This is a genomic window from Chryseobacterium sp. SIMBA_029 (genome assembly GCF_046535275.1).
Lineage (GTDB): Bacteria > Bacteroidota > Bacteroidia > Flavobacteriales > Weeksellaceae > Chryseobacterium.
Map to the genome: position 1 here is coordinate 1 of NZ_JAWRXA010000295.1, position 273 is coordinate 273.

General features: G+C 45.1%; 1 protein-coding gene. It reads right to left on the reverse strand.

Going from position 1 to position 273, the window contains the following annotated elements; translation table 11 throughout:
• Positions 1–67 precede the first annotated feature (67 nt).
• Positions 68–273, reverse strand: a 206-nt coding sequence (locus SB679_RS24195) for a hypothetical protein (protein ID WP_410704789.1), incomplete at its 5' end; no start/stop codon positions are given.

A 273-nucleotide genomic window follows, 5' to 3' on the forward strand; every position in this document is an offset into this window, starting at 1 on the left:
CTGACTTCAATCGCCATTACTAAGGGCCTCCTTTCACAAAGCATCCCGACTTTCCCCTTGCTTGTTGTTACAAACGAACCAGCAGGTCAAACAATTTGGCCATGTGAACAAAGCCTGAAGTGACCAGCATTTTCCGCTCGTACCAAATTCGCTTTTTCCATGCCTCATTATCTTCCAGTCCTGTCCCTTTGAGCAGCGCCGTAACTGGTTTATCCACCGCTTTTAACAGAGGAATTCGTTTCAACAGGAGCATAATGCTGTTCAAAATATGAT